The sequence below is a fragment of the Sphingobium sp. KCTC 72723 genome (assembly GCF_014280435.1).
Classification (GTDB): Bacteria; Pseudomonadota; Alphaproteobacteria; order Sphingomonadales; family Sphingomonadaceae; genus Sphingobium.
The window spans coordinates 1,626,780-1,641,792 of sequence record NZ_CP060388.1 but is presented as its reverse complement, the minus strand read 5'-3'; the positions used below and the strand labels follow the sequence as shown (position 1 = coordinate 1,641,792).

Annotated in this window: 15 protein-coding genes; 13 read left to right on the top strand and 2 right to left on the bottom strand. The window is 65.2% G+C overall.

Going from position 1 to position 15,013, the window contains the following annotated elements; translation table 11 throughout:
- Window positions 1–6: 6 nt before the first annotated feature.
- From SPBM01_RS08240 to aguB, 3 genes are all read left to right on the top strand, one after another.
- Complete coding sequence (locus tag SPBM01_RS08240) at window positions 7–1,005, top strand: agmatine deiminase family protein (RefSeq protein WP_188064982.1); 999 nt, start codon at window positions 7–9, stop codon at window positions 1,003–1,005.
- A gap of 78 nt (window positions 1,006–1,083) precedes the next feature.
- A complete protein-coding gene (locus SPBM01_RS08235) occupies window positions 1,084–1,446 on the top strand; it encodes a DUF2501 domain-containing protein (protein WP_188064980.1) in 363 nt (120 codons plus the stop codon).
- Window positions 1,447–1,655: 209 nt separating this feature from the next.
- On the top strand, window positions 1,656–2,504 hold the full coding sequence (gene aguB, locus SPBM01_RS08230) for an N-carbamoylputrescine amidase (protein ID WP_188064978.1): 849 nt from the start codon (window positions 1,656–1,658) through the stop codon (window positions 2,502–2,504).
- A gap of 96 nt (window positions 2,505–2,600) precedes the next feature.
- Here aguB and SPBM01_RS08225 read toward each other — a convergent pair whose 3' ends face one another.
- On the bottom strand, window positions 2,601–3,560 hold the full coding sequence (locus tag SPBM01_RS08225; protein WP_188064976.1) for an acyltransferase family protein: 960 nt from the start codon (window positions 3,558–3,560) through the stop codon (window positions 2,601–2,603).
- A 77-nt stretch (window positions 3,561–3,637) separates the two neighbouring features.
- Here SPBM01_RS08225 and SPBM01_RS08220 point away from each other — a divergent pair, with 77 nt between their 5' ends.
- Together SPBM01_RS08220 and arfB are read left to right on the top strand one after the other, a co-directional pair.
- Window positions 3,638–4,315, top strand: a complete 678-nt coding sequence (locus SPBM01_RS08220) for an RluA family pseudouridine synthase (RefSeq protein WP_188064973.1) — start codon at window positions 3,638–3,640, stop codon at window positions 4,313–4,315.
- Between the two features lie 31 nt (window positions 4,316–4,346).
- Window positions 4,347–4,772 (top strand): alternative ribosome rescue aminoacyl-tRNA hydrolase ArfB, encoded by a 426-nt coding sequence (gene arfB / locus SPBM01_RS08215; RefSeq protein ID WP_188064971.1) that lies wholly within the window; start codon window positions 4,347–4,349, stop codon window positions 4,770–4,772.
- A 3-nt stretch (window positions 4,773–4,775) separates the two neighbouring features.
- On the opposite strand, the gene SPBM01_RS08210 is transcribed toward arfB, so the two are convergent.
- Window positions 4,776–6,287 (bottom strand): agmatinase family protein, encoded by a 1,512-nt coding sequence (locus SPBM01_RS08210; protein ID WP_262504363.1) that lies wholly within the window; start codon window positions 6,285–6,287, stop codon window positions 4,776–4,778.
- A gap of 325 nt (window positions 6,288–6,612) precedes the next feature.
- Here SPBM01_RS08210 and SPBM01_RS08205 point away from each other — a divergent pair, with 325 nt between their 5' ends.
- The 8 genes from SPBM01_RS08205 (at window position 6,613) to SPBM01_RS08170 (ending at window position 15,007) form a co-directional block, all read left to right on the top strand.
- Window positions 6,613–7,185: a methylamine utilization protein MauD gene (locus SPBM01_RS08205; RefSeq protein WP_188064969.1), complete on the top strand. Its 573-nt coding sequence runs from the start codon at window positions 6,613–6,615 to the stop codon at window positions 7,183–7,185.
- Window positions 7,186–7,246: 61 nt separating this feature from the next.
- The gene (locus SPBM01_RS08200) at window positions 7,247–7,711 is read left to right on the top strand and encodes a (2Fe-2S)-binding protein (RefSeq protein ID WP_188064967.1); all 465 of its coding nucleotides are present in this window, start codon (window positions 7,247–7,249) and stop codon (window positions 7,709–7,711) included.
- Window positions 7,708–9,891 (top strand): xanthine dehydrogenase family protein molybdopterin-binding subunit, encoded by a 2,184-nt coding sequence (locus SPBM01_RS08195; RefSeq protein WP_188064965.1) that lies wholly within the window; start codon window positions 7,708–7,710, stop codon window positions 9,889–9,891. The genes SPBM01_RS08200 and SPBM01_RS08195 overlap by 4 nt, the downstream gene beginning before the upstream one ends.
- Window positions 9,892–10,096: 205 nt before the next feature.
- Window positions 10,097–10,900 (top strand): peptidyl-prolyl cis-trans isomerase, encoded by an 804-nt coding sequence (locus tag SPBM01_RS08190; RefSeq protein WP_188064963.1) that lies wholly within the window; start codon window positions 10,097–10,099, stop codon window positions 10,898–10,900.
- Window positions 10,897–11,889 carry a HupE/UreJ family protein gene (locus SPBM01_RS08185; protein WP_188064961.1) on the top strand — a complete coding sequence of 331 codons (993 nt, stop codon included), beginning with the start codon at window positions 10,897–10,899 and terminating at the stop codon, window positions 11,887–11,889. Before SPBM01_RS08190 ends, SPBM01_RS08185 begins: the two co-directional genes overlap by 4 nt.
- Complete coding sequence (locus SPBM01_RS08180; RefSeq protein WP_188064959.1) at window positions 11,886–13,454, top strand: tetratricopeptide repeat-containing sulfotransferase family protein; 1,569 nt, start codon at window positions 11,886–11,888, stop codon at window positions 13,452–13,454. The genes SPBM01_RS08185 and SPBM01_RS08180 overlap by 4 nt, the downstream gene beginning before the upstream one ends.
- Before the next feature lie 53 nt (window positions 13,455–13,507).
- A complete protein-coding gene (locus SPBM01_RS08175) occupies window positions 13,508–14,278 on the top strand; it encodes an NUDIX hydrolase (protein ID WP_188064958.1) in 771 nt (256 codons plus the stop codon).
- 3 nt (window positions 14,279–14,281) lie between these two features.
- Complete coding sequence (locus tag SPBM01_RS08170) at window positions 14,282–15,007, top strand: extensin family protein (protein ID WP_188064956.1); 726 nt, start codon at window positions 14,282–14,284, stop codon at window positions 15,005–15,007.
- The last annotated feature ends 6 nt before the right edge of the window (window positions 15,008–15,013 follow it).

Genomic DNA, 15,013 nt, shown 5'->3' with positions numbered 1-15,013 from the left:
GACATCATGACATATCATATGCCTGCCGAATGGGCGCCGCACGACTGGACTTGGATCGGCTTTCCGACCAACCCTGCCGAATGGCCCGGCGCGTTCGACGATGCGCGGGCGCAGATCGCCGCCTTTGCCAGTGCGCTCCATGCGGGCGGGCGTGGCGAGGAGGTCAGGCTGGTCGTTGCGACGGAGGCGGACGCGCAGGTGGCGCGCGGGCTGGTCGATCCGGGCGTGTCTATCATCGTGCAGCGGCTTGGCGACATATGGTTGCGCGACACGGCGCCGATTGCGGTGCTGAACGGTGCGGGCGCCAAAGAATATGGACGGGCGCTGGTCGATTTCGGCTTCAATGGCTGGGGCGGTAAATATCAGATGCCGGGCGACGAGGATATTGGCGCGCGGCTGGCCGCGACCACGGGGATGCTGGTATCGACGCAGAACTGGGTGTTTGAAGGGGGCGCGATTGATACGGACGGCACTGGCCTGTTCGTGACGACCGAACAATGCCTGCTCAACCCCAATCGCAACCCGGACCTGGACCGGGGCAAGATAGAGACGTTGCTGGCCGGGAGCCTGGGCCTGTCCGACATGCTGTGGCTGGGCGACGGGTTGTTGAACGATCATACCGATGGGCATGTCGACAATCTGGCGCGGTTCGTCGCGCCGGGCCTGCTGGCTTTGCCGATCGCGACGACGCCGGACGATCCCAACGCGGCGATCTATGCCGATGCGCGGGCGCGGGCGACGGCGCAGGGGGTGGCGGTGACGGACATTCCATCGCCCGGTCTGGTGATGGTGGACGGCGAAGCGATTCCGGCCAGCTACATGAATTTCTATGTCGGCAATGCTGCCGTCATCGTGCCGATCTATGGCCAGCCCAATGATCAGGCGGCGCTGGATGCGTTCGCGCCCTTCTTTCCGGGGCGGGAGATAGTGGGGCTGCGCAGCGACGCGATATTGTCGGGCGGGGGCAGTTTCCATTGTTGCAGCCAGCAGATGCCCTCGCTGTAACGTTGCAAGGGGCGCGGGAAGCGGCCAGTCTGTCGCCCAAGGCGCGCCGGAGTCGGTAGCCAAGTCAGGAGAATGTCCATGATCCGCATCATGATCGCCACGATGGCGCTGTTGAGTTCCACGGCTTCAGTCGCACAACTAGGCGACATTGGCGGGATGTTGGGCGGCGCGCTGCCCAATATGGCGTCGGCGGGTGCGGGCAATGCGGCGGGCGTGCTGAGCTATTGCGTCAAGAACAAGCTGGTCAACGCGACCAGCGCGTCGTCGGTGCTGGGCAAGCTGACCGGAAAGCCGGGCGTCAAGGATTCGACCGGGTTTCAACTGGGCCAGACCGGCACGCTGAAAAGCGATCAGGGTGCGTTGCCGATCGCCAGCCTGAAGGGCAAGGTCAAGACCAGGCTGTGCGACATGGTGCTGCGCCACGCGACGACGTTGTTGTAAGCGTTCCGCACCGGCCCGCACCCCCACCCGACCGCCCACAGAGTGTATCCTGAATGGGCGGTCGGGTGGGGGTGTGGGCCGGTGCGGATGCGTCAAAGGCGCATTTCGAGACAGACTCTTGGGCGCAGCAGATTTTGGTTGCCAGCCCGGTGGCAAGCGGGTCGGACATCGCTATAGGACGCGGCAGACAAGCGCGCGTGGAGTGAGGAATGACCAAGGTTACCGTTGCCGCATTGCAGCTGAGCTTTACCGACGACATGGCCGAGAATATCGCCAAGGTCGCAACCCATGTGACCAAGGCCGCCATGCGCGGGGCCAAGATCATCCTGCCGCCCGAATTGTTCGAGGGGCCATATTTCTGCCGCGTGGAGGATGAGGCGCTGTTCGCGCAGGCACAGCCGGTCGATGTGCATCCCGCCGTGCAGGAAATGCGCAAGCTGGCCAAGGATCTGGGCGTCTATATCCCCACCAGTTTCTTCGAGCGGGACGGGCAGCATCATTATAACTCGCTGGCCATGATCGACGATCAGGGCGAGGTGATGGGCGTGTATCGCAAGAGCCATATCCCCGACGGGCCGGGATATGAGGAGAAATATTATTTCCGCCCCGGCAATACGGGTTTCAAGGTGTGGCCGACGAAATATGGCACCATTGGCGTCGGTATCTGCTGGGACCAATGGTATCCTGAAACCGCGCGCTGCATGGCGTTGATGGGGGCGGAAATGCTGTTCTATCCCACCGCCATCGGTTCCGAACCCTATGATGCGGAACTCGACACCAGCCGGATGTGGCGGCGCGCGATGATCGGCCATGCGGTCAGCAATTGTATGCCGGTGATCGCCGCCAACCGCATCGGCGATGAAGACGGGCAGCTATTCTACGGCCACAGCTTCATCACCGATCAATGGGGCGATTTCGCCGCCGAAGCGGACGCCAGGGACCATGGCGCGCTGGTCGCCACGCTCGACCTGGCGCAGGCGCGGACGCACCGCGCGGGCATGGGCTTCTTCCGCGACCGGCGGCCTGATCTTTACGGGCGGATCGCACAGGATATTTGACGGTTAGAGTCAAAGCCGATCAAGACTGCGCATGATCGACGGTTCCTCCCCTTTAAGGGGAGGATCAGTAACTGTGCAAAGCTGGTCGCTTCAACTCTAGAGCAACAGCGCGCTGGCGCGGCGGGAGCGGCGGATCAGTCGGTCGATTGCGAAGGGCGCGGTCAGGGCGATGGCCAGCAGCCATGGCTTGCCCAGATAGGGCGAGAGATAGTGGATCATGGCGACATGCAGATACATGATGACCAGTGACGCCCGGCCCAGAGCGGCGAGCGGGGTTGCGAAGGGCGTAATGCGGGCGGACAGGCGCATGATGAGCAGGGACGATGCGACAGCCGATACGATCGACACTATCGGCCAGCCATAATCGCCGACTTTCATGTTGAGCGTGGGCAGCAGGCCCGCCAGCCCGGCGATCGAGAACAGGGCCAGCGGCACGGCCATGCCGTTGCGCCAGCGGACGCGCGCCCATGCGGATCCCGCCCATAGCAACAGGAACGCCATCGGCACGGCGACCAGCCCCAGCGGCGATGCGGGCGTTGCCCATCCCGCCGCATAGGCCAGCGCCAGCACTGGCGGCACCAGCATGAACCAGCGCCGGTCGAACGGATCGGGCCAGCGCACCAGCAGGGCGTTGAAGGCGATCCGGGCGAGCATGAGGCACGGCACGAACCAGAAAATAGTATAGGGACCGCGCAGCCAGTAACCGCCCAATAGTATCGGCAGCAGATCATCGGGCCAGACATGAAAGATCGGCCGGCCGCCCTTTAACGGTTCGATGATCTGGTCGGCCAGGATCAGCAGCAGCAGGAAGGCGGCATAGGGGCGCATCTGCCCGGCGATCTGGCGGGCGGTGAAGCGGGCCACCGGCTGCGGGCGGGAGAGCAGGCCCGACAGCAGGAAGAATAGCGGCATGTGGAAACTATACATGGCGTCGCGCAAGGGACCGCGCGTCCACACATGGCCGATGACGACGGCGAGGATGCCGATGCCGCGCGCGACATCGACCCAGTTTAGTCGCGCGTCTGCGCCTGTTTCGGTTTGCCCCCTGTTCCCCATCGCCGCCACGCCCTATAGGAAGGCGCGCGCGCGTCAATCGTCGCCCATTTCCCTGTTTCCCGATCGGACCCTATCCCTTGGCCCTGCTTACCGACCTTGTTCTTTTCATCGATGGCGAGGCCATTATCCTCGACAAGCCTGCTGGCCTGCCGGTCGATGCTCCGCGCGACGGGTCGATCGCGCTGGAAAATCATCTGCAATCGCTGACCTTCGGCTTTGCGCGCTGGCCTTTGCCGGTCCATCGGCTGGACCGCGACACCAGCGGTTGCCTGCTGCTGGCCCGCAATCCCAAGGCGCACAAGCGCTTTGCCGCCGCGTTCGAGGCCGGGACGGTGGCCAAGCGCTATGTCGCGGTGGTGGAAGGCGTGCCGGCCGATGATGAGGGCATCATCGAATTGTCGCTGAAAAAGATCAGCAGCGCGAGCGAAGGCTGGCGCATGATCCCGGCCAAGGCGGGGAAGGTCGCGGTGACGCATTGGCGCAAGCTGGCGGAAAAGGACGGGCGTTCACTGATCTTCTTCACGCCGCAGACCGGGCGCACCCACCAGATTCGCGTCCATGCGCTGCATGGGCTGGGCTTTGGCATCGTGGGCGATCCGGTCTATGGCGATGGGGAAGGCAAGATGCTGTTGCACAGTCGTTTCCTGAGCATCGCGCGCGGGGACAAGCCCGCCGCAGAGGCGACGGCGCCGTTGCCCGCGACCTTTGCCGCTGCCGGTTTTGGCGAAGAGATACTGGCCGACGCCGGCCTTTGATCGGGCAGGGGGGGTAGGTTATCAGCGCGCCATGACTGCTATCCCCATCACCCGGTCCATTGCGATAGACAGCGACGAAATCGTCGAAAGCTATACGCGCGCGTCGGGACCGGGCGGGCAGCATGTCAACACGACGGACAGCGCGGTGCTGTTGCGTTTCGACGTGGCCAATTCGCCTGGCTTGCCCGAAGCCGTGAAATATCGGCTGGCGGAACTGGCCGGGTCCAGGCTGACGCGCGACGGCGTGCTGATTTTGCGCAGCGAAGGCGCGCGGTCGCAATTGCTGAACCGGCAGGAAGTGCGCGAACGCCTGCTGGCGCTGATCCGCGAAGCCACGATCGTTCCCAAGAAACGCCGCCCGACCAAGCCGACCAAAGCGTCGCAAAAGCGTAGAGTCGAAGGCAAGGTCAAGCGCGCCACGGTGAAGCAGGGACGCGGCAAGGTGCGGATGGATTGACGATCAGGTCGCCGGGCGGCCGCTGCCCCGACTGTTCCCGCCGCGTGCAAAGCCGGGATCGACCTTTTCCGCCTTGCCGTCCTTCGCTGCCTTTTCGCCGTAAAAGGGCTGGCCATGTTCGGTGGTGAGGTCGGAGAGGAAGCCCGCTTGTTTGATCCCCTTCTTGCGCATGGCGACGCCGGTCAGGCAGGCGTGCATGATGAAGTTGGCGTTCAATGCGCTGCGGTAGGTCGGGTCCAGCACGGGGGCGAGTTCGACGATTTCGAAGCCGACCAGCTCATTTTCCGCGCATAGACGGCGCACGATGGGGATGGCTTCGCGCATGGTCAGGCCGCCGGGAACGGGGGTGCCGGTGCCAGGGATGAAGGCGGGGTCCAGAACGTCGACATCGAAGGAGACATAGAGTTTCTTGCCGCTTTCGCGCGCTTCCTTTAGCGCCCGTTCCATCGTTGCGGCCCAGCCGCTTTTCTCGATCTCCGGCATGGCATGATAGCGCACGCCATTGTCGCGCATCCATTCAAAGCCTTCCTTTTCCGGCCATGGTCCGCGCAGGCCGACCTGGATGTAGTTTTTCCCCAGCACATGGCCTTCCTTCACCGCGCGATAGACCGGCGCGCCATGGGTGATGAAATGGACGCCGCCCTTGCCCGCGTCATAGTGGGAATCGAAATGGACGACGCCAAAGCTGCCCTTGCCATGGACATCGGCAATCCCGGCGACGTCGCTATATTCCAGGCTGTGGTCGCCGCCGACGATGAAGGGGATGGCCCCGGTGCGGGCGATTTCGGCGACCCGTTCGCGCACATGGGCGACGGTGCGTTCGGTGGACATATTGTCGACGGCGATGTCGCCATAATCGACGATCTTGAGTTCCTTCGACGGGTCGACCATCGTATACATGTCGATGCCGCCCGCGCCATATTGGGTGCGCATGGCCGACGGGCCGCCCTTTGCCCCGCGATAGCCCGACCCCATGTCGAGCGGCGCGCCGACGATGGCCACATCCACCTTGCCTGCGACCAGATCTTCGGGGAAAACCGCGACGGGCGCACCGGCGAAAGTCGCGATGCCACCGCCATAGACGCCGCCGCCTGCGGTGGCATGGGCGTAATAGCTGAGCGAAAAGGGACCGGGTTCGCGCTTGGGGTCCAGCCCGTCGGGGCGGCGCAGTTTCCAGCCGTTGAAATTTTCGTTCCCGGTGTCGAGCGGGATCGCCGCCATGTCTGTTTTCGCGTTATATTTGGACGCTTCGACCGCATCCATCATCGCTTCGATATAGGCGTCGATTTCCTGCGGCGATTTGGTCGCCAACCGTTCGAACAGCTTGTCGAAGGAACCGGCGAACATTTCGGCCGGGTCGGAAGTGAGAAAGTCGCGCTTCGCCTTGGGCAGGGATTTGATCTTGGCTTCCAGCGCGGCGGGAATCGTCGGCTTGTCGCCCTGCGCGATCACGGCGGCGGAGGATATGACCGTCGCGGCCAGCAGCGCGCCCAGCGCCATGCGTTTGATGCTCAATGCCGTTCCCCCGAAAGCCCGTTCCCATGCGTGGCAGGCTAGGCCAGGCGGACCCGCGTGGCAAATGGGGCGATTGACGTAGCCTGCCATCAAAAGGCCCGGATCCTGCGTCGAGAATCCGGGCCTTTCGCAGGTGCCATGGGAAGGCCGTTTATCTTTACCTGCGACGACATAGGGAATCCTGCGAACGATCCCTGAATTGACGATAGCAGCGGGGCGGCGGGCAACCCTACGTCAAACGCCCTATCGAGCGTGGCGGGCGGTTCCTTTAGCGCAAGGGGCGAGCGATCGGGGAGTGGAACATCGACATGGACATATTCGCCGCGTGCTGATCGCGTCTCTTTTCCTGTTGTGGATGGTGGTCATCCTGCTGGTGGTGGCGGTCGTCGCCTTGTCGCGGCAGTTGCGGGCGATGCAGGATAGCGCCGGGCCAGCCGTGACAAGGGCGATGCCTGCGGTGCCGGGGCGGTCCGCGCCGGTGGTGAGCGCGCCGACGCTGGCGGGGGATATGCTGACGATCGGCGGGCCGAGCGCGGACGGGCGGGCGCAATTGCTGCTGTTCATTGCGCCGGGGTGCGGGGCCAGCCGGTCGGCGGTGCGCGACGCGCTGGCGCTGACGGATCGCAAGGCGCTGCGACTGCTGTTCCTGGGCGAAGGGCGGGCGGAGGAGTATGCCGACATGCTGCGCCAGCATCGCATCCGCGACACCGACGTCATTTTGAATGCGCAGGTCGGCGCGGATTTCCGCATCGGTGTGCGCCCCAGCGCGGCGTTGATTGATGCTGGCGGGCGATTGCTGGCGCGCGGGCCGGTGGACGGGCGCGCGCAGTTCGACGCGCTGCTGGCGCATGGTCGCTATGATGTGGCGACGGACGAAATAGTGGCGCTGGCGTCCTGAACGGGCTGGACAGGAAGCGGCGTTTGCGCATCTTGGGGTGCGGGACAAAAGGGACGAGACAATGGCGATCAGTCTGACGGTGAATGGCGTGGCGCGGCGGGTCGATGGTGATCCGGCCAAGCCGTTGCTGTGGGTGCTGCGTGAGGATCTGGACATGGTGGGAACCAAGTTCGGGTGCGGCGCGGGGCTGTGCGGCGCCTGCACCGTGCATGTCGATGGCAATGCCGTGCGGTCGTGCCAGACATTGCTGGGCGATGTGCCGGGGGCAAAGATCACCACGATCGAGGGAGTGGCGCAAAGTGCGGTGGGCAAGCGTGTGGCAGCAAGCTGGATCGCGCAGGACGTGCCGCAATGCGGCTATTGCCAGGCGGGGCAGATCATGAGCGCCACCGCGCTGCTGGCGACGACGCCAAAGCCCAGCGACGAAGAAATTGACGCGGCGATGATGGGCAACATCTGCCGCTGTTCGACCTATGTGCGCATCCGCGCCGCGATCAAGGCAGCTTCTGCGGAGATTGGCGCATGAGCGGGGTCGCACTATCCCGCCGGGGCTTCATTTCCGCGTCGCTGATGGCGGGCGGCGGATTGCTGTTCGACCTGCATGTGCCAATGGCGCAGGCGGCGGACGGGACGCCGGTGATATTGACCGCGTTCATCCGCATATTGCCCGACAACCGCGTCATCATCGGCGCGAAAAACGCCGAAGTCGGGCAGGGCGCAAAGACGATGCTGCCAATGATGATCGCTGAGGAACTGGACGTCGACTGGACGCAGGTGACCATCGAGCAGACCCATGCCGACGCCGCGATATTCGGCGGGCAATCGGCAGGCGGCAGCCGCACGACGCCGCGCGAATGGTTGCCGACGCGGCGGGCAGGGGCGGCTGCGCGGGCGATGCTGGTCGCGGCGGCAGCGGCGCAATGGGGCGTGGCGGCGGAGACGCTGACGACGGTCAGCGGCACGGTGCGCGATCCCAAATCGGGCAGGTCGGTGACTTATGCGGCGCTGGCCGGGGCGGCGGCGAAGCTGCCCGCGCCCGATGTGGTGACGCTGACACTGAAAGATCCGGCGGATTTCCGCATCATCGGCCAGTCGATCGGCGGGGTGGATACGCCCGCCATCGTCGCGGGGAAGCCCCTGTTCGGGATCGATTTCAAGCTGCCCGGTATGTTGTACGCGGTGCTGGAGACATGCCCGGCCTTTGGCGGGACGTTCAAGTCGGCCAATCTGGATGCGGTCCGCGCCTTGCCGGGGGTGGCGCATGTGCTGACGATCAAGGGCGATGGCACGGCGGAGTCGGGCTATGACGGGGTGGCGATCCTGTCGAAAAGCTGGTGGAGCGCGAAACAGGCGCGCGAAACGCTCAAGGTCGAGTGGGATATGAGCGCGGTGTCGGGCTTTTCGACCGATAGCTATGCGACGCAGGCGGCGGCGCGGGCGAAGGGCAAGGCGGACGGCGACATTGCGCGGACCGGCGATGTGGACGCGGCATTCGCGGCGGCGGGGAAGGTGATCAGCGCGGACTATCATTACCCCTTCATCGCCCATGCCACGCTGGAGCCGCAAAATTGCACGGCCTTGTTCAAGGATGGCGCGGTCGAGATCTGGGCGCCGACCCAGAACCCGGAAAATGGACGCGGGCTGGTGGCCAAGGCGATGGGCCTGCCGCCGGAAAAGATCCGCATCAACTTCACCCGGATCGGCGGCGGTTTCGGGCGGCGGCTGATGAACGATTATATGGTGCAGGCCGCCGCGATCGCGCGGCAGGTGCCGGGCGTGCCGGTGAAATTGCTGTTCAGCCGGGAGGATGATTTTCACCGCGATTTCTATCGTCCGGCGGGCTGGCATGGCTTTCGCGCGGCGATCGACAAGGGCGGCAGGCTGAGCGCGTTTCACGATCATTTCGTGACTTTCGGCAAGGATGGCAAGCCGGTGCGATCGGCCGAATTGCCCGCGACCGAATTGCCGGTCGGGCTGATCGACCATGTGCTGCTGGAACAGAGTTTCCTTTCCACCAACATGCCGACCGGCTGGCTGCGCGCGCCCGGATCGAACGCTTTGGGTTTCGTGACGCAGGCGTTTCTGGACGAGGTCGCGCAGGCAGCGGGCAAGGATCTGCCCACGCTGATGCTAGAATTATTGAGCGATCCCAAGGAGTTGAATCGCGGGTCCAATGCGCCGCCGTTCGTGACGGCACGAGCCAAGGGCGTGATCGAAAAGGTGCTGGCGATGGCCGATTGGGCCAATGCCAAGGCGCTGCCCAAGGGGCATGGCAAGGGCTTTGCCTTTTATTATAGCCATATGGGCTATTTTGCCGAAGTTCTGGAAGTGGTCGTGGCCGATGGCGTGCCGACGGTAAAGACCGTGTGGGTGGCAGGCGATGTCGGCAGCCAGATCATCAACCCCGTCAATGCGCTGCATCAGGTGCAGGGTTCGGTGATTGAGGGGCTGGGCCAGGCATTGGCCGGGCAGATCATCACCCAGGTCGCAGGCGCAGTGGAACAGGGGAATTTCGATACCCATCCGTTGCAGCGGATAACCGAGACGCCCGCGATCATCGTGGAATTCGTAAAGACCGACTATCCGCCCACGGGACTTGGCGAGCCCGCGCTGCCGCCGGTCATTCCCGCGCTGGTCAACGCGATCCATGCCGCGACCGGCAAGCGAGTGCGCAGCCTGCCGGTGACGGCGGAGATGCTGGCTTAGGGTGTCGCCTTTTTCGTCATGCCAGCGCAGGCTGGCATCTCCCTTCCTTTTTGCGCGGTTGCAAAAGGCAGCGGGATCCCGGCCTACGCCGGGATGACGGTGAGAGGGGGTGGCCACCTCGCCCGACCAATCCGTCATTTGACGTAGAGGGGGGATGGGCTGCTATCGTCATAACCCGGTGAGAATGATAAGGGGTTTTGCGCTGATGCGCCGTCTGTCTGCTCCGTTGCGTGTCTTTGCCGGGCGCGATCCGTTTCTGGTGTTTCTGCTGGTGGCGGGGGCGATCTTCGCGCTTTATTGGGTGGTGACGGCGCGGCGCGAGACGATCGAGGTGCCATTGTCGGTGCAGAAAAGCCTGTCCGACGATTATGAAATGATGGCGGGCAAGAAGCCGGATGCAGCGGCCAAAGCCAAGCTGGTCCATGATTATGTCGCCGACGAACTGCTGTTCCGCGAAGCGGTGGATCGCGGTATGCACATGACCGATAAGACGACCAAGCAGCGGCTGATCGACCGGGTGCGCTTCCTGATTGCGGGAGCGCCGGCCGAGCCGAGCGAGGATCAGTTGATGGGCTATTATGCCGCGCATCGCGACCTGTATCGCGCCGAACCGCGCCTGTCGGTGGACCATGTGTTTTTCGAGAAAATGCCTGCCGATGCGCCTGCGCTGCTGGCGCGGCTGAACGCGGGTGGCACGGTGAAGGGCGACGATTTCTGGATGGGGCATGATTTGCCCGATTATGGCGTGTCGATGCTGCGCGGCATGTTCGGCCAGCCGTTCCTCGACAGGTTGAACAGGACGCCGACCGGCCAGTGGATCGGCCCGCTCCAGTCCACGCGCGGCTGGCATTTCGCGCGGGTGCGGGACCGGGGAGCATCGGCCATGCTGCCCTATCCGGCGGTGCGCGATCAGGTGAAGCAGGATTTTCTGAGCGAGCAGAGCGGCACTTTGGTCGAGGCCGAAGTGCAGAAACTGGAACAGGGCTATCGCGTGCGGGTGGAGCAATGATGCTGCGCTGGGCGATCCTGCTGCTCGCACTGATCGCCGCGCCCGCGCAGGCCGATGTGTTTCGCGTGGGCGACTATGCGATCCAGCCGGGGATGGAACCGGGCAGCCTTGACCTCAGCGCGTCGGTGCCGTCAGTGCTGGCCAGCAACGCGGCGCTGGGGCTGCCGGACGGGTGCCGGGAAACGGCGCGTGAGCGGTTGAACGAGGCGACGGTCACGCGATACGCCATCAGCATCGCGTGCGACCGGGCGATCCGGGCGGACGATGCCATCGTCACGCCATGGGCCGTGGATGGCGGCACGTTCCTGTCCACCGCCACCGGCACGCGGGTGCAACAGGCGTTGCAGCCCGATGGCGACACGCTGGCGCTGCCGATCGGGGCGGTGGCGGCGCGGACGCGGGCGCTGCCGGAAATCGCGACCGAATATACATGGCAGGGGATCGTCCATATATTGGGCGGGTGGGACCATCTGGCGTTCGTGCTATGCCTGTGTCTGCTGGCACGGGGGCGGTTTTTGCTGGCGCTGGTGACGACCTTCACGATCGGTCATTCGCTCAGTCTGGCGCTGGCCTTTTTCGATATGGTCACGGTGCCGGTGCCGCCGGTGGAGGCGGTTATCGCGCTGTCGATAGCGTTCATGGCGCGCGAAGCGATCCGCGCGCATGGCGATGAACCCGATGCGCGCACGCGGCGGCGGCAACTCGCGGTGGTGGCAGGGTTCGGGCTGCTGCACGGGCTGGGGTTTGCCACGGTGCTGCGTGAACTGGGCGTTGCGCCCGATGAGCGCGTGTCCGGGCTGCTGTTCTTCAATGGCGGGGTCGAACTGGGGCAGTTGATCTTCGTCGGCTGCGTGCTGGGCGTGATGAAATTGGCGGCGCTGTTCGACCGGGACCAGTGGGTGCGGCAGGCGGCGCTCTATGGCGCGGGGATCGTCGGCTGCTTCTGGATGATCGAACGGGTGGTCGGCTTTACCGTGGGGACGGCGTGACGTTGGAGGCGCAGGCGCGCGCGGCGCTGGCGCGGGGCGATCTGGCGGGGGCGGCGCAGGCGGCGCAGCAACTGGCGAAGGCGCGGCCGGACGATCCGGCGGGCTATTTCCTGCTGGGGATCGCGGCGGCGGAGGCGGGACAGGTGGCCAAGGCGCTGCCGATGATCGAACATGCGGTCGCGCGGGGGCGGGCGGCGGAACATCTGGCCCATTATGCCCGGCTGTTGATCCTGCTGCGGCGCGACGGCGAGGCGGGCGCGGCTGCGCGCGAGGCGATGGCGCAAGCACCCGATGACGCGATGACGCTGGATACGATCGGCTGCGTGCTGGTGCGGCTGGGCGATCATGAAGGGGCGGTCGCGCCGTTTGAAGGGGCGGTGGAGCGCGAACCGGACAATCTGGACTATCGCTATAATCTGGCGGCGGCGTGCGGTTTTACCGGGCGAATCGATGCGGCGCGCGGCCATTATGAGGCGATATTGGCGGCCGATCCGGGCAATGGCCGGGTGCATTATGCGCTGAGCCTGCTCGCGCGGCAGCGGGCGGAGGCGGACCCGGTGCCGCGACTGGAGGCGGCGCTGGCAGGCGCGACGCGGGCCGAGGATGTGCTGCGCATCCGCTATGCGCTGGCCAAGAGCCATGAGGATATGGGCAACGGGGCGCAGGCGTTCGCGCATCTGTCGGCGGCCAATGCGGCGCACAAGCAGACGATCGGCTATGACTTCGCGCAGGATGCAGCGATTTTCGATGCGATCGATCGGCTGTTTAGGGATGGGCCGCCATCGGGCTGGGGCGTTGGCCATGACTGCGGGGACGCGCCGATTTTCGTCACCGGGATGCCGCGCACCGGGACCACTTTGGTTGACCGTATACTGTCGTCCCATCCACAGGTTGCATCGGCGGGCGAGTTGCAGGCGATGCCGCTGGCGGTGAAGCAGCTTTCCGGCACGCGGTCACGGTTGGTGATCGACGCGGAGACGATAGTCGCAAGCGGGGCGGCGGACCCGGCGGCGATGGGGCGGGCCTATCTGGCGCGGGCGAGCCACCACCGGCCGGAGGGCAAGGCGCGCTTCGTCGACAAGCTGCCCGCCAACTTCCTGTATATCGGCCATATATTGCACAGCCTGCCCGATGCGCGGGTGGTGTGCCTGCGGCGGCACCCGATGGATACGCTGTGGAGCAATTATAAAAATCTGTTCGCCAGCCAGTCGACCTATTATGCCTATAGCTACGACCTGATGGACATTGCGCGTTACTATGTGCGGTTCGACCGGCTGATGGCGATGTGGGAACGGCTGTTTCCGGGGCGGTTGCTGGCACTGTCCTATGAGGCGCTGGTGGCGGATCAGGAGGGGCAGACGCGCGCGATGCTGGCCCATTGCGGGCTGGATTGGGACGCGGCCTGCCTGTCGTTCCACGAAAATAGCGCAGCGGTGGCGACGCCGAGCGCGGCGCAGGTGCGCCAGCCGATCAACGCCGACGCCGTGGCGCGGTGGAAACGGCATGAAGGCGCACTGGCCCTGGTGCGCGACTGGCTGGCGGCGCAGGGGATCGCGGTGGATTAGCGATTCCCATGGCGGGCTTTACCGCAGGGCGGCAACGGGCCTAGACTTGGGCCATGATGGATTTGGATGATGCGGGGCGTGCCGCCGCGACGGTGGTGATCGTGCGCGACCGGGCCGATGGGCCGCCTGAGATATTGATGATGGAACGCGCATCGACCATGGTTTTTGCCGCCGGTGCGTTGGTGTTCCCCGGTGGAGCAGTCGATCCGTCGGACCACATGCTGGCGGCGCGGATCGCCCATGGGCTGGACCCGGACGAGGCGGCAGCGCGGATCGCGGTGGTGCGCGAGACGATCGAGGAAAGCGGGCTGGGCGTGGGGCTGACCGGCGCAGTCGATGCGGCGGGTGTCGCGGCGGTCCGGGCGGGGTTGCTGGCGGGGGCGATGCTGGGCGATCTGCTCGACGGCCATGGGTTGATGCTGGCGCTGGACCAGTTCACCCCTTTCGCCCGGTGGCATCCCGCGCCGCGCGAGCGGGCGATCCGCGTCTATGACACGCGCTTCTATATCGTCCGCGCGCCCGACGGGCAGGATGCGAGCGTGGATGCGACCGAGAATGTGCGGCTGTTCTGGGCCAGCGCCGCCGAGACGCTGGCGCGGTGCGACGCGGGGGATGGGCATGTGATCTTTCCCACGCGGCGCAATCTGGAACGGCTGGCGCTGGGGCGCAGCCATGCCGAGATCGTCGCTCATGCCGCCGCGCATCCGGTCGACAAGGTCCGTCCGTGGATGGAGGATCGTGATGGCGAGCGGCATTTGTGCATCCCCGATCATCTGGGCTATCCCGTCACGTCGGAACCTTTGGCCCGCGCCCGGCGTGGTTAGGGGATGCGTCGCCTGCACCTGATCCTTCGTCGCTGCCTGATCTGGGGCGGTTTTCTGGCCCTGTTGCTGCTGGGCTATGCCGTGGTGCAGCGGCGGCCACAGGATATGCCGTGGACGGCGCTGGACCTGGGCCAGCCGGTCGGGCTGTTCACCGGGCGCAAGCTGGCGGAGCTGACCGGGGAGCGGGCGCAATGCCTGGCGTTGCTGGAGCAGGCGGGCGTGGCGCATGTCGCGGTGGCGGCGGGGGGAAAGGACCAATGCGCCTTTGCCGATGCGGTCCGGTTACGGCGGGAGGATGGGGCGATTGCGCTGTCGCCCGCGTCGGTTGCGCCATCCTGCCCGGTGGTGGCGGCAATCAAGCTATGGGAATGGCAGGTGGTGCAGCCTGCCGCACAACGCATCTATGGGCAGCAAGTGGCCTCCATGCGGCATTTCGGCAGCTATAGCTGTCGGCGGATCAACGGGCGCAGTCAGGGCGATTTTAGCGAACATGCGACCGCCGACGCGATCGACATCGCCGCGTTCGTGCTGGCCGACGGGCGGCAGGTCAGCGTGCTGAACGACTGGGACGGCAAGGCGCGCGACGCGGAATTTCTGCGCGCGGTGCGGGACGGGGCGTGCGATCTGTTTTCGACCGTGCTGTCGCCCGACTATAATGCCGCGCACAAGGATCATTTCCACCTGGATCAGGCGGAGCGGGGCGCGACGGGATGGCGTGGGTGTCGGTGACTCCCC